This window comes from Streptomyces sp. CLCI03, from assembly GCF_053615355.1.
On sequence record NZ_CM132132.1, the window covers coordinates 3627501 to 3651809 of the forward strand.

21 protein-coding genes and 1 pseudogene (1 of these 22 cut by a window edge) are annotated in these 24309 nt (G+C 72.5%); 10 read left to right on the plus strand and 12 right to left on the minus strand.

The window, feature by feature from the left end; genetic code table 11:
* A protein-coding gene (gene trpS, locus ACWG52_RS16630) for a tryptophan--tRNA ligase (protein ID WP_033227097.1) crosses the window boundary here: on the plus strand, positions 1–925 show its 3' portion. The gene continues 83 nt to the left of window position 1, outside the view; 925 of the gene's 1008 nt are visible here — the last part of the coding sequence; its start codon lies off the left edge, out of view; it ends in the stop codon at positions 923–925.
* Between the two features lie 48 nt (positions 926–973).
* Here the strand turns inward: trpS and proC are convergent, their stop codons facing one another.
* From proC to ACWG52_RS16655, 5 genes are all read right to left on the minus strand, one after another.
* Positions 974–1783, minus strand: coding sequence for a pyrroline-5-carboxylate reductase (proC, locus tag ACWG52_RS16635; RefSeq protein ID WP_389803374.1), 810 nt, complete (start codon positions 1781–1783; stop codon positions 974–976).
* A 113-nt stretch (positions 1784–1896) separates the two neighbouring features.
* On the minus strand, positions 1897–2634 hold the full coding sequence (locus ACWG52_RS16640; protein ID WP_033227095.1) for an ABC transporter permease: 738 nt from the start codon (positions 2632–2634) through the stop codon (positions 1897–1899).
* Positions 2631–3464, minus strand: coding sequence for an ABC transporter ATP-binding protein (locus ACWG52_RS16645; RefSeq protein ID WP_453128934.1), 834 nt, complete (start codon positions 3462–3464; stop codon positions 2631–2633). The genes ACWG52_RS16640 and ACWG52_RS16645 overlap by 4 nt, the downstream gene beginning before the upstream one ends.
* A 102-nt stretch (positions 3465–3566) precedes the next feature.
* Complete coding sequence (locus ACWG52_RS16650) at positions 3567–4097, minus strand: hypothetical protein (protein WP_389803383.1); 531 nt, start codon at positions 4095–4097, stop codon at positions 3567–3569.
* Between the two features lie 129 nt (positions 4098–4226).
* Positions 4227–4493: a peptidase gene (locus tag ACWG52_RS16655; protein ID WP_375942155.1), complete on the minus strand. Its 267-nt coding sequence runs from the start codon at positions 4491–4493 to the stop codon at positions 4227–4229.
* A 142-nt stretch (positions 4494–4635) separates the two neighbouring features.
* Here ACWG52_RS16655 and ACWG52_RS16660 point away from each other — a divergent pair, with 142 nt between their 5' ends.
* A complete protein-coding gene (locus ACWG52_RS16660; protein WP_453128935.1) occupies positions 4636–6759 on the plus strand; it encodes a serine/threonine-protein kinase in 2124 nt (707 codons plus the stop codon).
* A gap of 89 nt (positions 6760–6848) precedes the next feature.
* Here ACWG52_RS16660 and ilvD read toward each other — a convergent pair whose 3' ends face one another.
* The 5 genes and pseudogenes from ilvD to ACWG52_RS16685 all read right to left on the minus strand — a co-directional run bounded on the left by ilvD (position 6849) and on the right by ACWG52_RS16685 (position 13044).
* Complete coding sequence (ilvD, locus tag ACWG52_RS16665; RefSeq protein WP_033227084.1) at positions 6849–8699, minus strand: dihydroxy-acid dehydratase; 1851 nt, start codon at positions 8697–8699, stop codon at positions 6849–6851.
* Positions 8700–8821: 122 nt separating this feature from the next.
* Complete coding sequence (locus ACWG52_RS16670) at positions 8822–9451, minus strand: TetR/AcrR family transcriptional regulator (protein ID WP_033227098.1); 630 nt, start codon at positions 9449–9451, stop codon at positions 8822–8824.
* A complete protein-coding gene (locus tag ACWG52_RS16675) occupies positions 9448–10290 on the minus strand; it encodes a sugar phosphate isomerase/epimerase family protein (protein ID WP_386026380.1) in 843 nt (280 codons plus the stop codon). The genes ACWG52_RS16670 and ACWG52_RS16675 overlap by 4 nt, the downstream gene beginning before the upstream one ends.
* A gap of 760 nt (positions 10291–11050) precedes the next feature.
* Positions 11051–11455, minus strand: a pseudogene (locus ACWG52_RS16680) (DUF3592 domain-containing protein); the annotation flags it as partial.
* Positions 11456–12105: 650 nt separating this feature from the next.
* On the minus strand, positions 12106–13044 hold the full coding sequence (locus tag ACWG52_RS16685) for a Ppx/GppA phosphatase family protein (RefSeq protein WP_033219156.1): 939 nt from the start codon (positions 13042–13044) through the stop codon (positions 12106–12108).
* Between the two features lie 171 nt (positions 13045–13215).
* Between ACWG52_RS16685 and ACWG52_RS16690 the strand changes: the two genes are divergently transcribed.
* A complete protein-coding gene (locus ACWG52_RS16690; protein ID WP_051763156.1) occupies positions 13216–13968 on the plus strand; it encodes a hypothetical protein in 753 nt (250 codons plus the stop codon).
* Between the two features lie 12 nt (positions 13969–13980).
* Here the strand turns inward: ACWG52_RS16690 and ACWG52_RS16695 are convergent, their stop codons facing one another.
* Positions 13981–15738: a BACON domain-containing protein gene (locus ACWG52_RS16695; protein WP_389803396.1), complete on the minus strand. Its 1758-nt coding sequence runs from the start codon at positions 15736–15738 to the stop codon at positions 13981–13983.
* Positions 15739–15933: 195 nt separating this feature from the next.
* Between ACWG52_RS16695 and radA the strand changes: the two genes are divergently transcribed.
* Positions 15934–17346: a DNA repair protein RadA gene (radA, locus tag ACWG52_RS16700; protein ID WP_389803398.1), complete on the plus strand. Its 1413-nt coding sequence runs from the start codon at positions 15934–15936 to the stop codon at positions 17344–17346.
* Between the two features lie 193 nt (positions 17347–17539).
* Positions 17540–18664, plus strand: a complete 1125-nt coding sequence (disA, locus tag ACWG52_RS16705) for a DNA integrity scanning diadenylate cyclase DisA (protein WP_030727101.1) — start codon at positions 17540–17542, stop codon at positions 18662–18664.
* A gap of 164 nt (positions 18665–18828) precedes the next feature.
* Here the strand turns inward: disA and ACWG52_RS16710 are convergent, their stop codons facing one another.
* Positions 18829–19572 (minus strand): hypothetical protein, encoded by a 744-nt coding sequence (locus ACWG52_RS16710; RefSeq protein WP_389803403.1) that lies wholly within the window; start codon positions 19570–19572, stop codon positions 18829–18831.
* Positions 19573–19873: 301 nt separating this feature from the next.
* On the opposite strand from ACWG52_RS16710, the gene ACWG52_RS16715 reads away from it, so the two are divergent.
* The 5 genes from ACWG52_RS16715 (at position 19874) to cseC (ending at position 24296) form a co-directional block, all read left to right on the plus strand.
* Positions 19874–20827: an HhH-GPD family protein gene (locus tag ACWG52_RS16715; RefSeq protein ID WP_389803406.1), complete on the plus strand. Its 954-nt coding sequence runs from the start codon at positions 19874–19876 to the stop codon at positions 20825–20827.
* A 184-nt stretch (positions 20828–21011) separates the two neighbouring features.
* Positions 21012–21572, plus strand: a complete 561-nt coding sequence (locus tag ACWG52_RS16720) for a SigE family RNA polymerase sigma factor (RefSeq protein WP_030010715.1) — start codon at positions 21012–21014, stop codon at positions 21570–21572.
* Positions 21573–21607: 35 nt separating this feature from the next.
* Entirely contained in the window at positions 21608–22240 is a 633-nt protein-coding gene (locus tag ACWG52_RS16725) for a hypothetical protein (RefSeq protein WP_389803408.1), read from the plus strand.
* Positions 22241–22269: 29 nt separating this feature from the next.
* Positions 22270–22980, plus strand: a complete 711-nt coding sequence (gene cseB, locus ACWG52_RS16730) for a two-component system response regulator CseB (protein ID WP_453128936.1) — start codon at positions 22270–22272, stop codon at positions 22978–22980.
* Positions 22977–24296 carry a two-component system sensor histidine kinase CseC gene (gene cseC, locus ACWG52_RS16735; RefSeq protein WP_033219167.1) on the plus strand — a complete coding sequence of 440 codons (1320 nt, stop codon included), beginning with the start codon at positions 22977–22979 and terminating at the stop codon, positions 24294–24296. The genes cseB and cseC overlap by 4 nt, the downstream gene beginning before the upstream one ends.
* Positions 24297–24309 lie beyond the last annotated feature (13 nt).

The following is a 24309-nucleotide window of genomic DNA, read 5'->3' on the forward strand; positions in this document are numbered from 1 at the left end:
GTGGGTCGCCGCCGACCGGACGCCCGAGTCCGCACTGTTCTGCGTCGTCGATCTGCACGCGCTGACCGTCGAGCACGAGCCGGCGCGCGTACGAAGGCTGAGCCGCCAGGCCGCGACGTTGTTCCTGGCCGCCGGGCTGGATCCACAGCGGTGCACCCTCTTCGTACAGAGCCATGTCGACGAGCACACCCGGCTGGCGTACCTCCTGGAGTGCACCGCCACCGACGGGGAGCTCCGGCGGATGATCCAGTACAAGGAGAAGGCGGCGAAGGCCCAGGTCTCCGGGGAAGGCGTGCGGCTGTCGCTGCTCACCTATCCCGTGCTGATGGCCGCCGACATCCTGGCGTACGGGGCGCAGGAGGTGCCGGTCGGGGAGGACCAGCGGCAGCACGTCGAACTGACCCGGGATCTGGCGGTGCGGTTCAACCAGCGATACGGGCACACCTTCACCGTCCCGAAGGCCACGCTGCCGGCGGTGGCCGCGCGGGTCATGGACCTGCAGGACCCGACGTCGAAGATGGGGAAGTCCCACGAGAGCGGGGCGGGGATCGTCTATCTGCTCGACGAGCCCGGGGTCGTGCGCAAGAAGGTGATGCGGGCGGTCACCGACAGTGGGGACGACGGGGTGGTCTACGACCGGGAGGCCCGGCCGGGGGTCGCGAATCTGCTGGACATCCTGGCGGCGTGTACCGGGGGTGATCCGGCCGTGCTCGCCGAGGGGTACAGCGGCTACGGGGCGCTGAAGCGGGATGTCGCCGACGCGGTGGTCGAGCTGTTGCGGCCGTTGCAGGAGCGGCACGCGGAGCTGGCGGGCGATCCGGCGGAGGTGGAGAAGGTGCTGCGGGAGGGTGCGGAGCGGGCCAGGCAGCTGGCGCGGCCGGTGGTGGACCGGGCGTACCGGGCCATCGGGCTGCTGGAGCCGTGACGGGTGGGGGTCCCGCGAGCCGCGGGACCCCCACCCGTCACGGCTGTGTCAGCTGTTGCCGGAGGCGAGCTCGCGGCTGCGGTCGCGGGCCGCTTCCAGGGCGGCGATGAGGGCGGCGCGTACGCCGTGCTTCTCCAGCTCGACGATGGCGTTGATCGTCGTGCCGGCCGGGGAGGTGACGGCCTCGCGGAGCTTGACCGGGTGTTCGCCGCTGTCGCGGAGCATGACGGCGGCGCCGATGGCGGCCTGGACGATCAGGTCGTGGGCCTGGGCGCGGGGCAGTCCGAGGAGGATGCCGGCGTCGGTCATGGCCTCGACGAGGAAGTAGAAGTAGGCGGGTCCGGAGCCGGAGAGGGCGGTGGCCGCGTCCTGCTGGGACTCGGGGACGCGCAGGGTCTTGCCGACGCTGCCGAAGATCTCCTCGGTGTGGGCGAGGTGTCCCGCGGTGGCGTGGCTGCCGGCGGAGATGACGGACATGGCCTCGTCGACGAGGGCGGGGGTGTTCGTCATGACGCGGACGACGGGGGTGCCGGGGCTGAGCCGTTCCTCGAAGAAGGCCGTGGGAACGCCGGCGGCCCCGCTGATGACCAGGCGGTCGGCGGGGACGTGCGGGGCGAGCTCGTCGAGGAGCTTGGCCATGTCCTGGGGCTTGACGGTGAGGATGAGGGTGTCGGCGCGCTTGGCGGCTTCGGCGTTGGTGACGGCCTCGACCCCGTAGCGGGTGCGCAGTTCCTCGGCCCGTTCGGCGCGGCGGGCGGTGACGAGGAGCTTCGCGGCGGGCCAGCCGCCGCGGATCATTCCGCTGAGCAGGGCCTCGCCGATCTTGCCGGTACCGAGGACTGCGACTGTCTGGGTCATGCCCGATCCACCTCGCCGAACTGTGCTTGCGCGTGAGCTACGTATACGTCCTCATCCTTGCACCCGGGCGGGGAACGGGGAGGTGCTGTCCGTAGTGCGGTCAAGGCGTTCGGTCAGGGGGTGCGGCGGCGGAGGGTGACCGCGCCGAGGGCGAGGACGAGCAGGGCGCAGGTGGCGACGATCGCGGCGTCGCGGACGAAGTCGGCGGTCATGTCGGTGTGGGTGAGGACCTGGGTCATGCCGTCGACGGCGTAGGACATGGGCAGGACGTCGGAGAGGCCTTCGAGGACGGGGTGCATGGTGTCGCGGGCGGCGAAGAGGCCGCACAGGAGCAGCTGGGGGAAGATCACCGCCGGCATGAACTGGACGGCCTGGAACTCGGACGCGGCGAAGGCGGAGACGAAGAGGCCGAGTGCGGTGCCGAGGAGGGCGTCGAGGAGGGCTACGAGGAGCAGGAGCCAGGGGGATCCGACGACGTCGAGGCCGAGGGCCCAGAGGGCGAGGCCGGTGGCGAGGAGGGACTGGAGGACGGCGACGGCGCCGAAGGCGAGGGCGTAGCCGGCGATGAGGTCGCCCTTGCCCAGCGGCATGGCGAGGAGGCGCTCCAGGGTTCCGGAGGTGCGTTCGCGCAGGGTGGCGATGGAGGTCACCAGGAACATGGTGATGAGGGGGAAGATCCCGAGGAGTGAGGCGCCGATGCCGTCGAAGGTCTTGGGGCTGCCGTCGAAGACGAAGCGCAGCAGCGTGAGCATCAGTACGGGGACCAGGAGCATCAGCGCGATGGAGCGCGGGTCGTGGCGGAGCTGGCGCAGGACGCGGGCGGCGGTGGCGGTGGTGCGGGCGGCGTTCATCGGCTCTGCTCCCGGATGGCGGTGACGTCGGAGGCGTTCGCGGCGACGGCGGCGGCGTTGGCGTTGGCTTCGTCGACGAGGCGCAGGAAGCCCTCCTCGACGGTGGTGGCGTGGGTGCGGGTGCGCAGTGCGTCGGGGGTGTCCTGGGCGAGGATGCGGCCCTCGCGCATGAGGAGCAGGTCGTGGCAGCGCTCGGCCTCGTCCATGACGTGGGAGGAGACGAGGATCGTGGCGCCGCGGGTGGCGGTGATGTCGTGGAAGAGGTTCCACAGGTCGCGGCGCAGGACGGGGTCGAGGCCGACGGTGGGTTCGTCGAGGACCAGGAGCTCGGGGGTGCCGAGCAGGGCGACGGCGAGGGAGACGCGGCTGCGTTGGCCGCCGGAGAGGTTGCCGGCGAGGGCACCGGCGCGGCTGGTGAGGTCGACGTCGGTGATGGCGCGGGTGACGGCGGCGGCGCGACGGTCGGCGGCGGCTCGGCCGGGGTCGAGGACGGCGGCGAAGTAGTCGAGGTTCTGCCGGACGGTGAGGTCGTCGTAGACGCTGGGCGCCTGGGTGACGTAGCCGATGCGGGAGCGCAGCCGGGGGTGGCCGGCGGGGTGGCCGAGGACGTCGAGGGTGCCGGTGACGTGGGCCTGGGTGCCGACGACGGCGCGCATGAGCGTGGACTTTCCGCAGCCGGAGGGGCCGAGGAGGCCGGTGATGCGGCCGCGGGGCACGTCGAAGGCGAGGAAGTCGAGGACGGTGCGGGGAGTACGGCCGGTGCCTCGGCGGACGGTCAGGTCATGGGCGTGGACGGCGGCCGGGTCTCCCTCGGGCTGCTTATTCATCATGTGATGAATAATGCTCCTGGCGGTGCCAGGACGTCAATCGTCGGAAAGGAAGCGGGCGGGCCGCCGCTCGCCGCAGGCGCCGCCGGCGCCGCGCGGGGACGACTACTTCTTGCGCTTGGGGCGGCGGGCGGCCGGATTGCCCGTACGGGTGCTGCGGCGGCGGGCGTACTCGACCTGGGCGCGCTCGTACTCGGCGCGGCGGAGCTTCTCGCCCGGCGCCTCCCCGAGGCAGCGCAGGAAGTACGCGATCAGGGAGCCGATGAAACCGATGGTCTTCAGGCCCTTGAGGGCGGCCTCGTCCGAGGACGGGGCCGGGCGACGGCTGAAGGAGGCCCAGGTCTTGGTGAAGGCGATCGAGCTGGCGATCGCGAACAGGACGACGACCGAGATGCTGAGGAAGGGGCCGACGTTGCCGATCTCCAGCCCCTCGTACGCGAAGCGGAGCATCAAGGCGGAGGAGATGGCGGTGGCCAGCGAGCCGATGGCGAGGCCGACGCGGAGCAGGGCGTAGTGGCCGTCGTGCTCGACCCAGGTGGTGCCGAAGAACCGGATCGGCTCGGGCTGCGGGCCGGCGGGCACCGAGGCCTGCGCGGCCGGCTCGGCGGGGGTCTGGTCTCGCTGGTCGTCGCTCACATCAGCGATTATCCCCCGCCGGGCCGATCGGGCCGGGTGTGTCTCACGTGTCAGACGTGTCAGACGTGTCGGACGGGACGCCGGTGCGCGGCGCCCCGTCCGCCGATCACCGGACTCCGCCCCGGACGATCAGCCGCACTGGTTGGTGACGTAGCCGTCGCTGCCGGTACGCACGTACGCGTCGGAGACGAACCGGCCGTTGCCGATGCAGTCCCAGATGTCCGTCGTACCGTACGGACCCGAGACCGTGGTGCCCTCGCACTGGCAGCGGAGCGAGACGGTCGCGCCGAGCGGCAGGACCTCGATGACCGAGTAGTTGGTACCGGGACCGTTGCGGACGTTCAGCCGCGTGCCCGGGGCGACCGGGAACATCGGGTAGCCGGAACCACCCGCCATGCTCTGGATTTGGCTCGAATCGTTCTCCACCGACATACGAAATCTCCCCCCATGGGCGTTGCCCTGCGCAACTCGCGCAGGGTAGCAGGACCTTGGAGATGCGCAGGGGTCATCGACTAGGCTCCGACGGGGGTGGTGAGCGGTGCATTCGCTGCGCGCGGACTACGTGGGATTTCCGGAGTACGCCGGGCAGTACCGGCTCGAATCGGTGCTCGGTTCCGGAGGGATGGGCGTCGTCCATCTGGCCACGTCCGACTCGGGGCTGAAACTCGCCGTCAAGATCGTGCACCCCGAGCACGCGGTCGATCCGGAGTTCCGGGCCCGCTTCCGGCAGGAGGTCGCCGCCGCGCGGCGGGTGAGCGGAGCGTTCACCGCGCCCGTCGTGGACGCCGACCCCGATGCCGAACGGCCTTGGATGGCCACCCTGTTCATCGACGCGCCGACGCTCGCCGAACGCGTACGGGAACAGGTCCTCGGCCCCGTCGAACTGACCCGGCTCGCCGCCGGCCTGGCCGAGGCCCTGCGCGACATCCACCGGGCCGGAGTGGTCCACCGGGACCTCAAGCCCAGCAACGTACTGATGGCTCCGGACGGCGTACGGGTCATCGACTTCGGGATCTCGCGTCCGGCGGACAGCGACCTGCGGACCGAGACCGGGAAGCTGATCGGCACTCCCCCGTACATGGCGCCCGAGCAGTTCCAACGACCCCGCGACGTGGGAACGGCCGCGGACGTCTTCGCCCTGGGATCCGTGCTCGTGCACGCGGCGACGGGACACGGCCCCTTCGACTCGGACAGCCACTACCTGGTGGCGTACCAGGTGGTGCACAGCGAGCCCGATCTGACCGGGCTGCCGCCACGGCTCGCCCCGCTCGTCGCCCGGTGCCTGGCGAAGGACCCGGCGGAACGGCCCACCGCCGAGGAGCTGATCGCCGAGATGCGGGCGATCGCGTACCCGACCGCCGAGGACACCCAGGCCTTCGTCCCCCGGCAGCGGCAGCCCGCCGAATCGGAGCAGGTCACGCACCAGCGGGTGCGCGGCGCCGCCGCGCCCGAGCCGATCCGCCGGCGCACCCGCCCGGCCGTCGGGATCGGGGTCGGACTGCTGCTCGTCGGCGTCGCCGCGGTCGGCGGGTACCAGTGGTTCGGACCGGACGCCGGACCCACCGACCGGATCGCCACGCGGACCGAGCCGGCGCCGCGGAAGACCTTCACCCCCTGGGCCGTCCCCTTGGGCAAGCCCGGTACGGGCAGCCGGATCGGGGCCTGCTCCTGGCAGTCGGCGGCTCTCTACTGCGCCGGGCCGGGCCTCGTCGCGGCCCGACTGGACCCCACGGACGGCACCACCGTGTGGGCGGTGGAGGCCGCCACCCAGGCACCCCGGACGACGGCCGTCGGCGCGCCGGTCCACGCGGGCGGACGGGTACTCGTCGTGGCACCCGGCAGCGAGACCCTCCAGGCCCTGGACCCGGGCACGGGAACGGAGACCTGGCGGCGCAAGCTGCCGGGCGGCTCACAGGTGGTGACCGCGGGCGGGCAGGTCCTGCTCGTGGGAACGACCGGCAGCGTCACCGCGCTGGACGCGGCCACCGGCACGGAACGCTGGACCCGGCGGATCGGCGGGACGGGCGCCGAGTGGTGGGGCGGCACCGACGAGTCCGGAACACCCGGGCTGTACGCGGCGACGCCCGGCAGCGACAGCGGATCCACCCAACTCGCCGCGGTGGAACCGGCGGACGGAACCGTCCGCTGGCAGATCCGGACGGCGGGACGGCTGCGCCCGATCGGCGTGGCGCGGGGCGGGCTGTTCCTGCTGGACCTCGACGCGTCCTCCCGGACCGGCGCGGTCGTGCGCGTCGACCTGGCGGCGCACGGGGTGCAGCACGTGCGGCTGACGGCGCCGGTCTACGACGCGGAGCCGACGGTGGGCCAGGACGGCACCGTGTACCTGTTCGGGACCTCCGGCACGCTGGTCGCGGTCGGCACGGCCCAGGAGCAGTGGCGGCTGGAGACAGGCGTGGCCGTGGCCTCACGACCGGTGTTCGCCGACGGCCGGGTGTTCCTGGCCGCCCCGGACGGACGGCTCCTCGCCGTCGACGCGGTCAGCGGGCGACCGGCGGGCCAGACCGAGCCTCGCATGGCCGACAACGGCGCCAAGTACACCTCCACCCTGCCCGCGCCCGCGGTCGGCGGCGGCCAGGTGTTCACGGGTGCGCCCGACGGGACGGTGTTCGCGGTGCGGGCGGGGAATCCGGGCGCCTGGTGAGACGGCGGCGCCCCCGCACCGGAGGGCGGGGGCGCCGGCGGGGTGCCTGTGGGGTCGGCCGTCGGACCGGGGTCGTCGGCCCAGGGACGTCAGCCCAGGAGCGAGACGTCGCGGACCGCGCCCTTGTCTGCGCTGGTGGCCATCGCGGCGTAGGCGCGCAGGGCCGCGGAGACCTTGCGCTCACGGTTCTTCGGGGCGTACACGCCACCGAGGGCCTCGTGGCGGGCCGCCAGGGTGGCCTCGTCGACCAGGACCTCGATGGACCGGTTCGGGATGTCGATGCGGATCCGGTCGCCGTCCTCGACGACCGCGATGGTGCCGCCCGAGGCCGCCTCCGGGGAGGCGTGGCCGATGGACAGGCCCGAGGTACCGCCGGAGAAGCGGCCGTCCGTCACCAACGCGCAGACCTTGCCGAGGCCGCGGCCCTTGAGGAAGGAGGTCGGGTAGAGCATCTCCTGCATACCGGGTCCGCCGCGCGGGCCCTCGTAACGGATGACGACCACGTCGCCCGCCTTGATCTCCTTGCGGAGGATCTTGTCGACGGCCTCGTCCTGCGACTCGCAGACAACCGCCGGACCCTCGAAGGTCCAGATCGACTCGTCGACACCGGCGGTCTTCACGACACAACCGTCCTCGGCGATGTTGCCGCGCAGGACGGCGAGGCCGCCGTCCTTGGAGTACGCGTGCTGCACCGAGCGGATGCAGCCGCCCTCGGCGTCCAGGTCGAGGGTCTCCCAGCGCCGGGACTGGGAGAAGGCGGTGGCGGAGCGCTCGCAGCCGGGGCCCGCGTGCCACAGCTCCATGGCCGTGTCGGTGGCCGTGCCGGAGCGGGCGTCCCACTTCGCCAGCCAGTCCTCCAGGCCCTCCGAGTGGACGGTGGTGATGTCCTTGTTGAGGAGACCGCCGCGGTGCAGCTCGCCCAGGATCGCGGGGATGCCACCGGCGCGGTGGATGTCCTCCATGTAGTACGTGCCGCCGGGCGCCACGTTCGGCGCGACCTTGGCCAGGCACGGGACCCGGCGCGAGACGGCGTCGATGTCGGTGAGGTCGTAGTCCAGGCCCGCTTCCTGCGCCGCGGCCAGCAGGTGCAGGATCGTGTTCGTCGAGCCGCCCATCGCGATGTCGAGGGCCATGGCGTTCTCGAAGGCCTCGCGGGTGGCGATGTTGCGCGGCAGGACGGACTCGTCGCCGTCCTCGTAGTAGCGCTTGGTGATCTCCACGACCGTGCGGCCGGCGTCCTCGTACAGGGCGCGGCGGGCGGTGTGCGTGGCGAGGACCGAACCGTTGCCCGGGAGGGCCAGGCCGATGGCCTCGGCGAGGCAGTTCATCGAGTTGGCGGTGAACATGCCGCTACAGGAACCGCAGGTGGGACAGGCGTTCTCCTCGATGCGCAGCACGTCCTCGTCGGAGACGTTCTCGTTGGAGGCGTCGACCATGGCGTCGATCAGGTCCAGCTTGCGGACGGTGCCGTCGACGAGGGTCGCCTGACCGGCCTCCATCGGGCCGCCGGAGACGAAGACGACCGGGATGTTGAGGCGCATGGCGGCCATCAGCATGCCGGGGGTGATCTTGTCGCAGTTGGAGATGCAGATCAGCGCGTCGGCGCAGTGCGCCTCGACCATGTACTCGACCGAGTCCGCGATCAGGTCGCGGGACGGGAGGGAGTACAGCATGCCGCCGTGGCCCATGGCGATGCCGTCGTCGACCGCGATGGTGTTGAACTCGCGGGGGATCGCACCGGCGGCACGGATGGCGTCGGAGACGATCCGACCGACCGGGGCCAGGTGCGTGTGACCGGGCACGAATTCGGTGAAGGAGTTGGCGACCGCGACGATCGGCTTGCCGATGTCCGCGCTCGCTACGCCCGACGCGCGCATCAGCGCACGCGCGCCTGCCATGTTGCGGCCGTGGGTGACGGTGCGGGACCTCAGCTCGGGCATGCGGTTTCACTCCCCATGAGTGCGGCTGTACGGTCAGCCGCGACTGCGGATATGGCTCAGATACGAGGCTACGCCCACCGCCCGCGATCCGGACGGCATGTCCGGATGCCGGGACGGACGGCTCATTCCTCGGTCAGGTACCGCTGGAGGGTGGGCGCCACCAGCGCCACGATCTTCTCCGGGTCGGCGGATGCCAGGGGCTCCACCTGGACCACGTAGCGCAGGATCGCGATGCCGACCATGTGGGAGGCGGCCAGCTCGGCCCGGAAGGTCGGGTCCGGGACGTCGAGATCGGCGGCGACCCGCGCCAGCAGCCGGCGCAGCACCAGCTCGCGCAGCACCTTGGCGGCGGCCTCGTGGGTCAGCGCGGAGCGGATCACGGCGAGCAGCGGGACCCGGGTGACCGGGTTCTCCCAGACGCCGAGGAAATAGCGGGCGAGGCGCTCGCCGACGCCGTCCGGGCCCTCGCCGATGACCGCGGGGACCACCAGGGCGGGCTCGATGCTGACCTCGATGGCGGCGGCGAACAGATCGTCCTTGCTGCCGAAGTAGTGGTGCACCAGCGCCGGGTCGACACCGGCGACCTTCGCGATGCCGCGCACGGACGTCTTGTCGTACCCGCGCTCCGCGAACACCTCACGGGCGGCGAGCCGGATGCGCTCCTGGGTGCCGGGGCCGTCGTCGGCCTCGTCCTGCCGGGGCCGGCCGGGGCCACGACGGCGCGGCTTGGGCGCGTCCGGGGTGTCGCTCACCGTCGGCGGGCCCTGTCGCGCTCGGTGGTGGGGGTGGCGGTGGTGGCGAGGTGCAGGCGGGTGAAGGCCAGCGCCTCGGCGAGATCGGCCTCGCGCTCGGCGGAGGACATCGCCCGACGGGTGTTGACCTCGATCACCACGTGCCCGTCGAACGAGGTCCGCGCGAGGCTCTCCAGCAGCTCGGCGCAGGGCTGCGTACCGCGGCCCGGAACCAGGTGCTCGTCCTTGGCCGAGCCGTTCCCGTCGGCGAGGTGGATGTGCGCGAGCCGGTCGCCCATGCGGTCGATCATCGCGGTGGCGTCGGTACGGGCGGTCGCGGTGTGCGACAGGTCGACCGTGAAGTGGCGGTAGTCGTCCTTCGTCACGTCCCACTCGGGGGCGTACGCGAGCATCTCGCGGTCGCGGTAGCGCCACGGGTACATGTTCTCCACGGCGAACCGCACGTCGGTCTCGTCGGCCATCCGCCAGATGCCGGAGACGAAGTCCCGCGCGTACTGGCGCTGCCAGCGGAACGGCGGATGCACGACCACGGTGCTCGCCCCGAGCCGCTCGGCCGCGGCCTGGGCGCGCTGCAGCTTGGTCCACGGATCGGTGGACCAGACCCGCTGGGTGATCAGCAGACAGGGCGCGTGCACGGCCAGGATCGGCACTCCGTGGTGGTCCGACAGACGGCGCAGGGCGTCGACGTCCTGACTGACCGGATCCGTCCAGACCATCACCTCGACGCCGTCGTAACCGAGGCGCGCGGCGATCTCGAAGGCGGTCGCCGTCGACTCCGGATACACGGAGGCGGTGGAGAGGGCGACTTTCGCGCTCGGGACACGGACTGGTTCTGCCACGGAGACAGGGTACGGGCCCGGACCGCCCGCTGACCGTGACGGCGGCCACGCGGGGGCTCGGGGGGGGCGGGGGCTTCGGGGAGCGGGAGCCGCTCGGCCGACGTCGGACGGGTGCGACGGGGGTGGGGACGGCGGGGTCCACTCGGGCGGCATCAGGGTGGGGCATGGGGGTTTCCCGTCAGTCCCATCGTCCCTCCGGGTCGGGCCGGTCCCTCAAGGGCGCTCCCTCCGGTCGCGTCACTGCGTGATGGCCTGCGGCCACCCTTGACCGACCGTCCCGCCCCGGAGAAACGAAAGACTGCCGAGAAGCCCCCAAAAGAACGAGCCGGGCGTTCCTTTTCAGGGGCGGGGAGATCAGAGCCCCCAGGGCGATCCCCGTGGGCACGGCCCCGAGACGGGCCCATGAGAGATGCGTGTCGGTGGCGATGGGGCGCATCCGATCGCTACGCGCTCCTGACATCTCAGCGTCCCCAGCCCGTCCTGGGCCGGACATAAGCCGCCTACGACCCCAGGCATTCCGCGCTCACCGCGTCCGACGGCCATCTGTGGCCGGACATAAGCCGCCTCAGATCGCTACGCGCTTCTCCAAGACCGCGACCTGAGGCTGTCCGGGGCACATGAATGGGGTGGGGGGAATCGGTCGCATTCAGAGGGTGGCCAGTCGCACGAGCAGGACCGTCAGCGTGCCGGCCGTGAGGAGCGACCCCAACACGGTGAACAGCAGATCGAGGACCTTCCCGTCCATGCCCACGATGAAGAACCGACTCGGTTTTTCGGGGTCGTATCGGACCGTGACGGAAGCCCCTACGCGAAAGGCCTTGGGTACCTTCCCGCGGCCGAACCTGGATGTGTGCTCGCAGGCGCGCCCGTCCCTGGACGTCCATGCCGCGACCGGGTGGTAAAAGGTGCCGCCCTCACTGCCCTCGCTGGTTTTGTGTCGAACGATTCGCCCCGCGGCGATGGCACCTTCGCGACGCAGCGAACTCAGATGACGCAGGCCAGACACACCGAAAGCGAGGAAGCCTGTGCCGAGCGTCAGGGGGATAAGGGAGAAAAGCCATTCGGGTCCCATGATCCATGCGACGCAAACGCCGAGGTGCCGGTTGCGACCTCTTCCACGTGTCGGACAACGACTATTCCGTCGTGGATGCGAGTCAGCGCGCATGGCAACCCGAAAGGCCGATGGTTTGCCGAATTTGCCCCTATTTGGGAATGGGTTCCTGAAGTGCTGCACGCGCTGACCCCCATCCACCACGGATCAGCGGAGCTGTCGACCGTCCACCCCTCCCAGCGCGTCTCACCAGCCCGTGACGGCCGGTGGTCGCGGTCTTGGAAAGGCACGTGGCGATCCGAGGCGGCCTATGCCCGGCCGCAGGCGGTCGTCGGACGCAGGTCGGATATCGGATCACGGTCGTGGGCGGCCTATGTCCGGCCCAGGACGGTCGTCGGACGCTGAGACATGAGGAGCGCGTAGCGATCTGGCGCGCCCACCGCCCCCGAGGCCGGTCCGGAGGGCCCCGTCTCGGGACCTCGCCCACCCGGACGTGCCTGAGGGGCTGTGATCTCCCCGCCCCTGAAAAGGAACGCCCGGCTCGTTCTTTTGGGGGCTTCTCGGCAGTCTTTCGTTTCTCCGGGGCGGGACGGTCGGTCAAGGGTGGCCGAAGGCCATCACGCAGTGACGCGACCGGAGGGAGCGCCCTTGAGGGACCGGCCCGCCCCGGAGGGACGATGGGACTGACGGGAAACCCCCATACCCCACCCTGATGCCGCCCGGGCAGCTCCCGCCGTCCCGAAGCCCCCGCCCCGCCCCGCCCCTCACGCCTCCGGTGCCGGCATGTGGTCCAGCCTGCGCAGGATCACGCCCTCGCGGAGGGCCCAGGGGCAGATCTCCAGTTCCTCCACGCCGAAGAGGTCCATCGCGCCCTCCGCGACCAGGGCTCCGGCCAGGAGCTGGTTCGCGCGACCTTCCGAGACGCCCGGGAGCGCCGAGCGTTGGGCCGTGGTCATCGCCGCCAGGCGCGGGACCCATTCCTCAAGGGACTTGCGGCTCAGGTCCCGCTGCACGTACAGGCCGTCCGCCGAGCGGGCCGCGCCCGCGATGCGGGCCAGCTGCTTGAAGGTCTTCGAGGTCGCCACCACGTGGTCCGGCGCGCCGAAGCGGCTGAACTCGCCGACCGTGCGGGCGATCTCCGCCCGCACGTGTCGCCGTAGCGCCCGGATGTCCAGCGCGTCCGGCGGGTCGCCCGGGAGCCAGCCCGAGGTGAGGCGCCCCGCGCCCAGGGGGAGGGAGACGGCCGCGTCCGGGTCCTCGTCGATGCCGTACGCGATCTCCAGCGAGCCGCCACCGATGTCCAGGACCAGCAGCTTCCCGGCGGACCAGCCGAACCAGCGGCGGGCCGCGAGGAAGGTGAGGCGGGCCTCGTCCTCGCCGCTCAGCACCGGCAGGTCGACGCCGGTCTCGGCCTTGACCCGGGCGAGGACCTCGTCCGCGTTCGTGGCCTCGCGTACGGCGCTGGTCGCGAAGGGGAGGACGTCCTCGCACCCCTTGTCCTCGGCGGCCTGGACGGCGTCAGCGATCACCGAGACGAGACGCTCGACGCCCTCGGGGGTGACGGCGCCGCGCTCGTCGAGCAGCTCCGCCAGCCTCATCTCCACCTTGTGCGAGTGCGCCGGCTGCGGGCGCGCACCGGGATGCGCGTCCACCACCAGCAGATGGACCGTATTCGAACCCACATCCAGCACACCGAGTCTCATAGGGGGAAACGCTACTGCGAGGAAGACTCGGGGGTTGAGTAAGGGGCGCATAGGCTTGGCTTTGTGCCAAATACGAAGAAGGCCAACAAGACCCGGTCGCAGAAGGACACGGGCAAGGACACCGGCAAGGGCAAGGCCAAGGCCGACGCCAAGAGCGGTAAGGACAAGACCGTGGTCGCGGCCGACGAGAAGGGGCTCGACTTCCCCCGGGCCTGGGTGGAGTTCCCCGATCCGGCCGACGACGAGCAGGTCTTCCGCTGTGACCTGACCTGGCTGACCTCCCGCTGGACCTGCATCTTCGGCAGCGGCTGCCAGGGCATCCAGGCGGGGCGGGCCGACGACGGCTGCTGCACGCTCGGCGCGCACTTCTCCGACGAGGACGACGAGAAGCGCGTCGCGCAGCACGTGGCCCGGCTGACGCCGGAGCTGTGGCAGTTCCACGACGTCGGCAGCGAGGGCGGCTGGACGCAGCACGACGACGACGGGGAGAAGCAGACCCGCCGCTGGGACGGCGCGTGCATCTTCCTGAACCGGCCGGGGTTCCCCGCCGGGGCCGGTTGCTCGCTGCACATCCTCGCGGTGAAGGAGGGTCGGGAGCCGCTGGAGACCAAGCCCGACGTCTGCTGGCAGCTGCCGATCCGTCGGACGTACGAGTGGATCGACCGGCCGGACGACACGCGCGTGCTGCAGGTGTCGATCGGTGAGTACGACCGCCGCGGCTGGGGTCCGGGCGGCCACGACCTGCACTGGTGGTGCACGTCGGCGACCTCCGCGCACGGGGCCGGCGAGCCGGTGTACGTGTCGTACCGCCCCGAGCTGACGGAGCTGATGGGCAAGGAGGCCTACGACGAGCTGGTGAAGCTGTGCGAGGCGCGCCTGGCCTCGCTGCTGCCGATGGCCCCGCACCCCGCGGATCCTGCCTGACCGCAGGCCCGGTCAGGGGCCCGGTGACACCGACGGGGCCGGGTCCGGGGCGGGGGAAACCGTTCCGCCTGAGCCCTCCGTCGGGGTCGGCGTGGGCGTCTCGGACGGCGGTGGGATCGTCGGCTCCGTGGGGGTCGGGGTGGGCGGCTGGGTCGGGTCCGGCGAGGGCGTCGGCGTCGCGGGCTGCGTCGGGTCGGGGGTGGGCGGGGGCGTCGCCGCTGGGCGGCCGCGCCCCTGGATGGAGACCACCGCACCGCTCGGGTCGACCCCGACCCGGGCCCGCCAGGCGCCGACGGGCTGGCCCTCGGGGTCCACGGCGATCCGTAGGGTGACCGATTCTCCTGGGGCGAGCGTGCCCGCGGTCCGGCTCGCGCGCAGCCAGGGGGCGTCGGACCAGAGCCGCCAGTCCACGGGGGCGCCGCCGGTGGCGGTGAGGGTGAGCAGGGTGACGGCGCCCTGGGCGGACGCGGCCACGGTGAGGCGGCCCGGGTCGCCGGCCTGGTCGGGGGTGGCGGGCGGGCCGCTGCTGATGACCTCGACGGAGACGTCGGAGGTGGTGTCGCTCTGGGCGAAGCCGGGGCCGCCGGTGGTGGCGGCGGCGTTGCCGGTGTTCTCGTAGGCGGTCAGCGGGCGGCCGTCGGTCCGTGCGGTCGGGAGCTCGGACTCGCTGGAAGAGATACGGGTGGGGTCACCGACGGCGGGCTCGCCGGTGTCGGGTCCGCCGCGGTACGCCGCCCACAGGGCCAGGACCGGGGCGGCGACGACGGTGGCGACGACGGTGGTGGTCACCACGCGGGCGCGCAGCCGGTCGCGGCGGGCCACGCGGTCCTTGGGGTCCATGGGGAAGCCGGTGCGGTCGAAGCGTGGGGCGGGTCGGCGGGCGCGGCCCCGGCCGGAGCGGAGCATCGCGGCGTGGACGGCGGTGCGGGGGGCCGGTACGAGGGGGAGCGCGGCGGAGTTGATGCCGCCGGAGCCGGGCCAGGGGCCGGCGGCGCCCACGCGTTCGGCGACGCGGCGGCAGCGGGGGCAGTCGTCGACGTGGCGGACGAGCTCGGCGCGCAGGGTGCTGGAGAGCAGGACGTTGCCGTCGCCTTCGTCGCCGGTGAGCCGGGAGACGCTGGGGCAGTTGCCGGTCTCGACGACGGCGAGGGCGGCGCGGGTGCGTTCGACCTCGCAGGCGGCGCCGGAGAGCAGTTCGCGGGCGGTGGCCGCGGGGGTGCCGAGGACGGCGGCGAGTTCGGGGACGCCGAGGCGGTGGCGGACGGCGAGTTCGAGGGCTTCGCGCTGTTCGGGTGTGGTGCCGGCGGCTTCGGGCCAGGCGAGCCGGGCCAGCTCGGTACGGCGGTAGGCGCTCACGTCAAGGGGCCGGTGGGCGTCCTGGCCTCGGTCGGGTGCGGTGTCACCGCCCGGCGCACGGTCGCGCCGGGTGTGCTCCGGCGCACGCCGGGCGGAATGCGCTCCCTGCCGTGCGCGCCGCTGCTCGGCGAGCCGGTGCAGGCAGCCCCAGCGGGCGAGGGCGTAGAGCCAGGCGCGCCGGTCCCCCTCGTCGGGGCAGCGGCCGGGATGCCGCTCGGCCACGGCGAGGACGTCCCCGAGCACGTCGGTCGCGGTGTCGTGGTCGCACAGGACCGACAGGCAGTACGTGAACAGGCCGTCCAGGTAGGGCTCGTGCCGGAACGGCGGCGGCTGCTCGGCCTCGTGGGGCGTGCGCCCATGCGCCCGGTGTGCGCCGGTGCGCGCTGAGGAGTGTGCCTGGTCGCTGCTGTTCACCTGGCGACCGTAGGCGGCGCGCCGGTGACGCCCTGGAAGCCTTCGCCACTTTTAGCCCTTACGGGTGAACAGATCGGTGAGGCGCTGACGCAGGCCCTGACGTGGTCGGACCGGCGAGGAGCGCGTCGAGGCGGCCGGGCCCCGTCGTCGGCACCGCGGTCCGGCTTGTCGGTGCGGGCGGCTACCGTGAACGCCATGGCTGCCCGCACCGCTCGTTCATCCGCCAAGGACCGGCCGTCCTACCGCTGCACCGAGTGCGGCTGGACGACCGCGAAGTGGCTCGGTCGCTGTCCCGAATGCCAGGCCTGGGGCACCGTCGAGGAGATGGGCGCGCCCGCCGTGCGGACCACCGCCGCGGGCCGGGTCTCCACCGCCGCCCTGCCGATCGGGCAGGTCGACGGCCGGACCGCGACCGCTCGCAGCACCGGTGTGGACGAGTTGGACCGCGTCCTGGGCGGCGGGCTCGTGCCCGGCGCCGTCGTCCTGCTCGCCGGCGAGCCCGGCGTGGGCAAGTCGACCCTGCTGCTGGACGTCGCGGCGAAGGCGGCCAGTGACGAGCACCGCACGCTGTACGTGACGGGCGAGGAGTCGGCGAGCCAGGTGCGGCTTCGGGCCGACCGGATCAACGCCCTGAGCGATCACCTCTACCTCGCCGCCGAGACCGATCTGTCCGCCGTGCTCGGGCATCTCGACGCCGTGAAGCCCTCCCTGCTGATCCTGGACTCCGTACAGACCGTCGCCTCCCCGGAGATCGACGGGGCGCCCGGCGGCATGGCCCAGGTGCGGGAGGTGGCCGGGGCACTGATCCGGGCCTCCAAGGAGCGCGGCATGTCCACCCTCCTCGTCGGCCACGTGACCAAGGACGGGGCCATCGCCGGTCCCCGACTGCTGGAGCACCTCGTGGACGTGGTGCTGAGCTTCGAGGGCGACCGGCACGCCCGGCTGCGGTTGGTGCGCGGCATCAAGAACCGGTACGGGGCCACCGACGAGGTCGGCTGCTTCGAGCTGCACGACGAGGGGATCACCGGGCTCGCCGACCCGAGCGGGCTGTTCCTGACCCGGCGGGCCGAGGCCGTTCCGGGTACCTGCCTGACGGTGACTCTGGAGGGCAAGCGCCCGCTGGTCGCCGAGGTGCAGGCGTTGACCGTGGACTCGCAGATCCCCTCCCCCCGGCGCACGACCTCGGGCCTGGAGACCTCGCGCGTGTCGATGATGCTGGCGGTGCTGGAGCAGCGCGGCCGGATCACGGCGCTCGGCAAGCGCGACATCTACAGCGCCACCGTGGGTGGGGTGAAGCTCACCGAGCCGGCCGCCGACCTGGCGATCGCGCTCGCGCTGGCCTCCGCCGCCAGTGACGTCCCGCTGCCGAAGAACCTCGTCGCGATCGGCGAGGTCGGTCTGGCCGGCGAGGTGCGGCGGGTGACCGGCGTGCAGCGGCGGCTCGCGGAGGCACACCGGCTGGGATTCACGCACGCGCTGGTCCCGGCGGATCCCGGCAAGGTGCCGGCCGGGATGAAGGTCATCGAGGTCGCCGACATGGGCGACGCGCTACGGGTGTTGCCGCGCGGCCGCTCGCGCACGCCCGCCAAGGAGCGGTCCGAGCAGTAGCCGAGCCGGGGGGACGATCCCCTGGTCAGGGGGTCCGCCAGGGGGGTCGGGAAGGGCCCTCCCGGGCCCTACCTGGCCAAGCCACGGCGGGGCCGCGGCGCGCGCCGGTAGACTTTGTGCTGGTCCGCCCGGCCGTACGCACGTCCTCGTGCCCGCGGCGCGGGGCGGCGCAACCCGCGACCGGAGGAGTGCAGTGGCAGCCAAGGACGGGGCAGCAGCATCCGGGAAGTCGGGCGCGAGCTCCAAGCAGGAGGCCATGATGCGCGCCTCGCTGAGCGCGGTCGCACCTGGTCAGCCGCTGCGTGACGGCTTGGAACGGATCGTCCGCGGCAACACCGGCGGGCTCATCGTCCTGGGTATGGACAAGAGCGTCGAGGCGATGTGCACCGGTGGCTTCGTCCTGGACGTGGAGTTCACCGCGACCCGGCTGCGCGAGCTGTGCAAGCTCGACGGCGCGCTCATCCTCGACAAGGACATCACCAAGATCCTGCGGGCCGGTGTGCAGCTGGTGCCGGACGCGTCCATCCCGACGGAGGAGACCGGTACGCGCCACCGTACGGCCGACCGCGTCTCCAAGCAGTGCGGCTTCCCGGTGGTGTCGGTGTCGCAGTCGATGCGGCTGATCGCGCTGTACGTGGACGGGGAGCGGCGGGTCCTGGAGGAGTCCGGGGCGATCCTGTCGCGGGCGAACCAGGCGCTGGCCACGCTGGAGCGGTACAAGCTGCGCCTCGACGAGGTCGCGGGCACGCTGTCGGCGCTGGAGATCGAGGACCTGGTGACGGTCCGCGACGTGACGGCGGTCGCGCAGCGGCTGGAAATGGTCCGCCGGATCGCGACCGAGATCGCCGAGTACGTGGTCGAACTGGGCACGGACGGGCGACTGCTGTCGCTGCAGCTGGACGAGCTGACGGTCGGGATCGAGCAGGAGCGGGAGCTGGTCATCCGGGACTACGTGCCGGAGCCGACGGCGAAGCGTTCCCGCACGGTGGACGAGGCGCTGGCGGAGCTGGACGCGCTGACGCATCCGGAGTTGCTGGAGCTGGCGATCGTGGCGCGGGCGCTGGGGTACACGGGCTCGCCGGAGACGCTGGACTCGGCGGTGTCGCCGCGCGGGTACCGGCTGCTGGCGAAGGTGCCGCGGCTGCCGGGCGCGATCATCGAGCGGCTCGTGGAGCACTTCGGCGGGCTGCAGAAGCTCCTCGCCGCTTCCGTGGACGACCTCCAGGCCGTGGACGGGGTGGGCGAGGCCCGTGCCCGGAGCGTCCGCGAGGGCCTGTCCCGTCTGGCCGAGTCGTCCATCCTGGAGCGGTACGTCTAGCCTGCGGCTCCGCTCGACCGATCGGTGGGGCTGCCCTGCCCGTTCGGCCTGCGCACCGCGCCGGGGCTCCGCCCCGCACCCCGCACCCCGCGCCTCGAACGCCGGCGGGGCTGGGGGGGCCGAGCAGCACCGGCGGGGCTGGGAGTGCCGCTGAGAGTTTCGGGTCAGTCCTGCTTGAGGACGAACGAGGTGCGGGCCACCGGCATGCCCGGGGCCTTGACCTCGACCACGTAGGTGTCGGGGGCCGCGGACCCGGCCGGAGGTGTCTGGCACTGGTCGGCGGCGCTGAACCTGCGGTCCCAGTCCAGTGACTGCTTGGTCTCGCCCTGCGCCGGGAGGCGGAAGAAGGCGTTGCCCGCGCCGGCCGGGCAGTCCGCCGAGGACCAGACGGCCTTGCTGCTGCTCGCCTGAAGGATGGTCAGGACGGCCTGCTTCGGGCCGAGGTCGATCTTGCAGGTGGTTCCGGAGGTGTTGCGGGCGACCAGTTCGAGGCGCGGCTTCTCGTTCGCCTCGTACTCGTTCTTCACGCTCTTGACCTCCCACTGCAGGGAGCCCGGTGCGCAGGTGGGGAGTGCGGAGTCCGCGGGGACCGGAGCCGGGCCGCCCGCGGCGCCGCCGGAGCCGGAGCCCGAGCCGCCGTTCGAGCCCGAACCGCCGCCCGGTTCACCGTTCTTGCCCGCGCCGCCCGTGGAGCCGCCCTGGGAGCCGGTGCTCCCGCCGCTGCCGGACTCGGGGCGTCCGCCGGGGGCCGCGCTGATCGCGGGGCCGGTGCCGGCCGGACCCGGGGTGATCGACGTGACGGGGGCGGGGCCGTCCTGGCCCTTCCCGTTCGTACTCGTCCTCCCCCCGCCGGAACTGACGGTCCATACGGCGAGGAGCGCGAGGAGCGCGACAACGGAAGCCAGCACAGCCCTCCGTCGCCAGTAGATGGAGGAGGGGAGCGGCCCGACCGGATTGCGCAGAGATCCCACGGACGGAACTTTACGAGAGTTCGCGGCCCGATCAGTGCCCCACATGCCGCGCGGAGGTTTTGATTTGCCGATGATCATCCCGCGGGCGCAATCGAGGGGCCGAGATCCGGCCAAAGGGTTGGCGCGGAGATCGATCCGCTTCCCCTACGTCGGGTGAGCACGGACAGCGCCGAGCGTCGTTCGCCGGCCCGGGTCCGGCGCGCCGAGGGAGGCGAAACGTGCCAGGATGCCGTCTGCCATGACTGCATCCCCCGCTTCCTCCACGGCCGTATCCCCCGACTCCTCCCACGCGCTGCACTCCCCCGTCATCGCGTGGTTCGACGAGCACGCCCGCGACCTGCCCTGGCGCCGCCCCGAGGCGGGCCCCTGGGGAGTGATGGTCAGCGAGTTCATGCTCCAGCAGACGCCCGTCAACCGGGTCCTGCCGGTCTACGAGCAGTGGCTGGCCCGGTGGCCCCGCCCCGCGGACCTGGCCGCCGAAGCCCCCGGCGAGGCCGTACGGGCCTGGGGCCGGCTCGGTTACCCGCGCCGCGCGCTGCGGCTGCACGGGGCGGCCGTCGCCATAACGGACCGGCACGGGGGCGACGTGCCGCGGGAGCACGCGCAGCTGCTGGCCCTGCCCGGGATCGGCGAGTACACGGCGGCGGCCGTGGCCTCCTTCGCGTACGGGCAGCGGCACGCCGTCCTCGACACGAACGTCCGCCGGGTCTTCGCGCGCACCGCGACCGGGGTCGAGTACCCGCCGAACGCGACGACCGCCGCCGAGCGGCGCCTGGCCCGGGCCCTGCTGCCCGAGGACGAGGCCACGGCGGCCCGCTGGGCGGCGGCCTCGATGGAGCTCGGCGCGCTGGTGTGCACCGCCAAGAACCCCGACTGCGCGCGCTGCCCGGTGGCCGGGCTGTGCGCGTGGCGGCTCGCCGGGAAGCCCGCGCACGAGGGTCCGCCGCGGCGCGGGCAGACGTACGCCGGGACCGACCGGCAGGTGCGGGGCAAGCTCCTCGCCGTGCTCCGGGAGGCGGTGGGCGCCGTTCCGCAGGCCGTGCTCGACACGGTCTGGGACGAGCCCGTGCAGCGGGCCCGGGCGCTGGACGGGCTGGTCTCCGACGGGCTGGTCGAGCCCCTGGACGGCGGCTTCTACCGGCTTCCGCAGGGCCTCCCCCAGGTCGCCCCGCAGACCCTCCCCCGAGCCTGACCGAAACTGACCCGGAGATTCCGCTTCCTGCCGGTAAACCCCAGCTCACGCGGGCTGTTACACAACCTATGGGTGTCCGTGCGTCCACCGAAGGCTGGCTCGCACAGGCCCGTGACAACCCCTCCGTACCTTCGAATCCGTAGGACACGGGGATGAGCGGTTGGACGGGTGGAGGCGGTCTCAGATGGCGCACGGTGAGGTGCTCGGTTTCGAGGAGTACGTACGCACGCGGCAGGACGCGCTGCTGCGCAGTGCCCGGCGCCTGGTCCCGGACCCCACGGACGCGCAGGACCTCCTGCAGACCGCGCTCGTGCGCACCTACGGCCGCTGGGACGGCATCGCCGACAAGTCCCTGGCCGACGCCTACCTGCGCCGGGTCATGATCAACACCCGTACGGAGTGGTGGCGCGCCCGCAAGCTCGAAGAGGTCCCCACCGAGCAGCTCCCCGACGCCTCCGTCGAGGACGGCTCCGACCAGCGTGCCGACCGGGCCCTCCTCATGGACATCCTCAAGGTTCTCGCGCCCAAGCAGCGCAGTGTGGTCGTGCTGCGACACTGGGAGCAGATGAGCACCGAGGAGACGGCAGCGGCGCTCGGAATGTCGGCGGGAACCGTGAAGAGCACTCTGCACCGCGCGCTGGCCCGCCTCCGGCAGGAGCTGGAGAGTCGGGATCTGGACATGCGTGCGCTGGAGCGCGGTGACCACACCATGCGGTACGAGGGGCGTGAGCGGTGCGCGGCCTGAACGGCCAAGGTTTGTCCGGAGGTTCTCTGGTACTGATGTCGGCGGGGACGGTCGTCCTCGTCGGCACAGCCGTGTTCGCGGTCGGGTGCGCCACGGGCGGCACCGGCCTGCGCGACGGCGGTCCGGCCCGCCCCGAGGCCGTGGCCAAGGCCGCCACTTCGGGGCCCGCCCCCGAGGACTCCGTCTCGGCGTCGTCCGGCCGGCCGCTGAAGAAGGTCGACCCGGTCGGGCTGCTGATGAAGGACCCCAAGGTCAGCACCGAGGTCAAACGGGACCTCAAGCCCTGCTCCGGCAAGGAGTATCCGGTGGACGTGAGCTACGGGAAGGTCACCGGCGGTCCCGTCGTGGACATCGTGGTGAACGTCCTGTCCTGCGCCGATGCCTTGGGCCGCGGAACGTACGTGTACCGGTCCGACGGAGCCACGTACGAGAATGTCTTCTCGGACGAACAGCCACCCGTCTACTCGGAGATCGACCGGGGCGACCTGGTGGTCACGAAGCAGGTCTACGGAAAGAGCGACGCGCTCGCCTATCCGTCGGGCGAGGACGTGATCACGTACCGCTGGAACGGGGAGAAGTTCACCGAGCAGGACCGAGTTCACTCGGAGTACAGCAATGTGGTCGACGGCGGGATCCCGCCCGCCCCGGCCACGAGTCAGAAGAACTGAGCACAGAAGAACCGAGGCGAGGCTCCCGCATGGCCGAGACCCATGTCCTGTTCGTGGAGGACGACGACGTCATCCGTGAGGCCACGACCCTGGCGCTGGAACGCGACGGGTTCGTGGTCACGGCCATGCCCGACGGTCTTTCCGGACTGGAGTCCTTCCGCGCGAACCGGCCGGACATCGCCCTGCTGGACGTGATGGTCCCCGGCATGGACGGCGTGAGCCTGTGCCGTCGCATCCGCGACGAGTCCACCGTCCCGGTCATCATGCTGTCGGCGCGCGCCGACAGCATCGACGTGGTGCTGGGCCTGGAGGCGGGCGCCGACGACTACGTCACCAAGCCCTTCGACGGCTCCGTGCTGGTGGCCCGGATCCGCGCGGTGCTGCGCCGCTTCGACCACTCCGGCGGCCCCCAGAACGGCTCGAACGCGATCGCCAACGGCTCGGACCCCGACCGCGGGGTGCTCTCCTTCGGCGACCTGGAGGTGGACACCGAGGGCATGGAGGTCCGCCGGGCGGGCGCCGCCGTGGCCCTGACCCCGACCGAGATGCGGCTGCTGCTGGAGTTCTCCTCCGCGCCCGGTACCGTGCTGTCGCGCGACCGCCTGCTGGAGCGCGTCTGGGACTACGACTGGGGCGGCGACACCCGCGTCGTGGACGTCCACGTCCAGCGACTGCGCACCAAGATCGGTCAGGACCGCATCGAAACGGTCCGGGGCTTCGGATACAAGCTCAAGGCATGAGACGGTTCACCCTCCGCACGGGGATCCGCTGGAAGATCACGGTCGCCATCGCCTCCGTGGGCGCCCTCGTCACGATCGCGTTGAGCCTGGTCGTGCACAGTGCTGCCCGCGTGTCGATGCTGGAGAGCGCCCGTGAAGTGCAGCTGGACCGCGTGCAGTTCATCTCCCGCAACGCCGACGCCGGCCGCAAGCCGCCCATGGGGGCCAAGCTCAACGATCCCGAACTGCCCGCCGAACTGCGGCGCAAGGCGCAGTCGGGACGGCGCGGGACCTACATCCAGGAGCGGCCGCACGGGGCACCCGAGGTGTGGGCCGCCGTGCCGCTCGGGAACGGACAGGTGCTGTCGCTGCACACGCCGTTCCGGGACGGCGCCAACAATCTGATCGCCGACCTGGACCGGGCCCTGGTCATCGGCGGCCTGTCCGCCGTGATCGGCGGCTCGGCGCTCGGCGTGCTCATCGGCGGGCAGATCTCCCGCCGGCTGCGCAAGGCCGCGGCCGCCGCGCAGCGCGTGGCGCACGGCGATCCCGACGTCCGCGTACGGGACGCGGTCGGCGGTGTCGTGCGGGACGAGACGGACGACCTCGCGCGGGCCGTGGACGCCATGGCCGACGCCCTCCAGCAACGGCTGGAGGCCGAGCGGCGGGTGACCGCGGACATCGCGCACGAGTTGCGGACTCCGGTGACGGGCCTGCTCACGGCGGCGGAACTGCTGCCCCCGGGGCGGCCGACGGAGCTGGTGCGGGACCGGGCCCAGGTGCTGCGCGCCCTCGTCGAGGACGTGCTGGAGGTGGCCCGGCTGGACAGCGCCTCGGAGCGGGCGGAGCTCCAGGACGTGGCGCTGGGGGAGTTCGTGAGCCGGCGGGTGACGTCGCTGATGCCGGAGGCGACCGTACGGGTCGTCGCGGACGAGATCGTCAGCACCGACCCGCGCCGCCTGGAGCGGATCCTGGGGAACCTGCTGGCCAATGCCGCGCGGTACGGGCGGCCGCCGATCCAGGTCGACGTCGAGGGCCGGGTCGTACGGGTCCGGGACCACGGGCCGGGCTTCCCGGAGGCGCTGCTGCGCGAGGGGCCGAGCCGCTTCCGTACCGGGTCGACGGACCGCGCGGGTGTGGGGCACGGGCTGGGGCTGACCATCGCCGAGGGCCAGGCGCGGGTGCTGGGCGCCCGGCTGACCTTCCGTAACGTGGCCGCCCGGGGCGGCTCGGAGCGCGAGGGTTCGGCGGCCGGCGCGGTGGCGGTCCTGTGGCTGCCGGAGCACGCGCCGACGGCGACGGGCAGCTTCCCGATCCTCAAGCTGCCGCAGGGCTGAACCGGGGCGGGTG

What these genes read in the sequence shown, in the direction of transcription:
- proC (WP_389803374.1), bottom strand. Translation starts at nt 1,783, where the DNA reads ATGACCCAGACAGTCGCAGTCCTCGGTACCGGCAAGATCGGCGAGGCC.
- ACWG52_RS16640 (WP_033227095.1), bottom strand. Translation starts at nt 2,634, where the DNA reads ATGAACGCCGCCCGCACCACCGCCACCGCCGCCCGCGTCCTGCGCCAG.
- ACWG52_RS16645 (WP_453128934.1), bottom strand. Translation starts at nt 3,464, where the DNA reads ATGATGAATAAGCAGCCCGAGGGAGACCCGGCCGCCGTCCACGCCCAT.
- ACWG52_RS16655 (WP_375942155.1), bottom strand. Translation starts at nt 4,493, where the DNA reads ATGGCGGGTGGTTCCGGCTACCCGATGTTCCCGGTCGCCCCGGGCACG.
- ilvD (WP_033227084.1), bottom strand. Translation starts at nt 8,699, where the DNA reads ATGCCCGAGCTGAGGTCCCGCACCGTCACCCACGGCCGCAACATGGCA.
- ACWG52_RS16685 (WP_033219156.1), bottom strand. Translation starts at nt 13,044, where the DNA reads ATGAGACTCGGTGTGCTGGATGTGGGTTCGAATACGGTCCATCTGCTG.
- radA (WP_389803398.1), top strand. Translation starts at nt 15,934, where the DNA reads ATGGCTGCCCGCACCGCTCGTTCATCCGCCAAGGACCGGCCGTCCTAC.
- ACWG52_RS16715 (WP_389803406.1), top strand. Translation starts at nt 19,874, where the DNA reads ATGACTGCATCCCCCGCTTCCTCCACGGCCGTATCCCCCGACTCCTCC.
- ACWG52_RS16720 (WP_030010715.1), top strand. Translation starts at nt 21,012, where the DNA reads ATGGCGCACGGTGAGGTGCTCGGTTTCGAGGAGTACGTACGCACGCGG.
- ACWG52_RS16725 (WP_389803408.1), top strand. Translation starts at nt 21,608, where the DNA reads ATGTCGGCGGGGACGGTCGTCCTCGTCGGCACAGCCGTGTTCGCGGTC.
- cseB (WP_453128936.1), top strand. Translation starts at nt 22,270, where the DNA reads ATGGCCGAGACCCATGTCCTGTTCGTGGAGGACGACGACGTCATCCGT.
- cseC (WP_033219167.1), top strand. Translation starts at nt 22,977, where the DNA reads ATGAGACGGTTCACCCTCCGCACGGGGATCCGCTGGAAGATCACGGTC.